Here is a 2,071-nt window from a genome sequence, read left to right as displayed (position 1 = left end):
GACAAACGTTTCTTGGAGTGCCATGTTGTACGGGCGTCAGGCGGAGCAGTCCGTCATCGGCGGGTTGCTGGAAGGCCGGTGCGGCGCTCTGGTGGTGCGCGGCGAGGCGGGCATCGGCAAGTCGGCCCTCCTGGAGTTCTCCGCGGCGAGCACGCGGGGACGGGTGCTGCGGGTGAGCGGGGTCGAGTCCGAGGCGGATCTGCCGTTCGCCGCCTTGCACCTGCTGCTGCGCCCGGTCCTGGATCACATCGAGGCGCTGCCATCGCAGCAGGCGGAGGCGTTGCGCGGCGCGCTCGGCCTCGGCGGCGACAACCGCGGAGACCGCTTCCTGGTCGGGCTCGCGACGCTCAGCCTGCTTGTGGAGCTGTCGGCGGCGGGCCCGGTGGTCTGCCTGGTAGACGACGCACAGTGGCTGGACGGCGAGTCGGCCGACGCGCTGCTGTTCGCCGCACGCCGCCTGCATGCCGAGCCCGTCGCCGTCCTGTTCGCCGCGCGGGAGGGCGACTTCCCCGCGCGGGGTCTGCCCGAGATGCGGCTGCGCGCGCTGGACACCGACGCCGCCCACAAGCTTCTCGCCGAGCAGGCGGCGGACCTGCCGCTTGCTGCTCGCGACCAGTTGGTGGCCGAGGCCGGGGGTAACCCGCTCGCGCTCGTCGAGCTACCCCGCATGCTCGCCCCCGACCAGCGCAGGGGCGCCCTGGTCCCGCTGTCGTTCTCTCTCGGTACGGCGCAGCCGGTGACGGACAGGGTGCTGATCGGTTTCCGTGATCGGATCGCGGCGCTGCCTGAGGCCACCCGCTCCTGCCTGCTGGTGGCGGCCCTCGATCACCACGACGAGCTGGACGTGCTCGCGCGCGCGGTCGGCCTGCTCGGCGCGTCGCTGGCCGACTTCGCCGCAGCTGAGCGCGCGGGACTGGTGCGGGTGGGCTTGGGGGGCGCGGTCTTCCATCACCCGCTGGTGCGCACCGCGGTACTTCTGGCCTGCGACATCGCCGCCCGGATGCCCGCCCACCGGGCGCTGGCCGAGACCGTCGACGACGACCGGCGAGCCTGGCACCTGGCCGCCGTCACCCTGCAACCCGACGAGGAGGTGGCCGGGAAGCTGGAGAGCCTGGCGCTACGCGCACGCCAGCGCGGCGGTCAGGCCGCGGTGTCGGCAGCCTACGCACGGGCCGCCGAACTGTCGGCCGACCCCGGCCACGCCGTACGGCGGTGGACGGCCGCAGCCGAAGCCGCGGCCGAGGCAGGCCTGTGGCAGCGCGCGAGTGAACTGGTGGACAGGGCGCGCCAGCAGATCGGGACGACGACGCCGACAGGCGCCGTCCTGGCACAGCTCGCCTACGTGCGCGCGAAGCTGGAAATCGAGGCAGGCCGGCCCCTGGAGGGCGTTCGCCTGCTACACGAGGGCGCCGAGGCAGCCGACGACCTGCCCGCCAAACTGTCGCTGCTCAGCCTGGCCGGCTTCTACACCTGGGCCAGCGCCACCCACCCCGACCAGGTCGCACTGGCCCGCCGCACCGAGGAACTGTGCCCGGAGGGTGAGGGGCTGCCCGCCGTGGTGCGCACGTTCAACCACGCCATCCGCCTGATCCTGGAGGGAGATGCCGTGACCACGCTCACCTACCGGATACCGGACCGGACCGAGCGCATACCGTTCGAGCTGCGCTTCACCATCGCCCACCAGTGTATGGTCCGGGCCGATCTCGACGGCATGCTGGATGGCTCGGCCCAGATCGTCGAGGACTGCCGGGCGCAGGGACGTCTGGGACGCATGCCCCAGGCCATGACAATCTTCACCATGGCGCAGCTCCTCATCGGACACCACCGGTCCGCGCGAGCCACCGTGGTCGCGGGTCTGGCCCTGGCCGCCGATGTCGGCCAGCCGCAGTGGAGCAGCTACCTGGCGGGCGTGCACGCCTGGCTGTCGGCGGTCGCCGGCGCGGAGGAGGAATGTTTGGCGATGGCCGCGCAGGCTATCCGGGACGCCGATAACCGCCAGTGGATGCCGGGGGTCTGCTGGACCGAGTACGCGCGCGGGATCCTCGACCTCGGGCTGGGCCGCTACGAAGCG

The 2,071-nt window shown here is 72.6% G+C and carries 1 protein-coding gene; it reads left to right on the top strand.

All coding sequences use genetic code 11. The features are described 5' to 3' along the window. Positions 1-22: 22 nt before the first annotated feature. A partial coding sequence (locus tag ABN273_RS59075; protein ID WP_349458570.1) for an AAA family ATPase occupies positions 23-2,071 on the top strand: 2,049 nt, incomplete at its 3' end.

The organism is Nonomuraea sp. B19D2, assembly GCF_040137845.1.
Taxonomy (GTDB): domain Bacteria; phylum Actinomycetota; class Actinomycetes; order Streptosporangiales; family Streptosporangiaceae; genus Nonomuraea.
The sequence above is the reverse complement of the archived record's forward strand: the minus strand, read 5'-3'. Positions and strand labels throughout refer to the sequence as shown.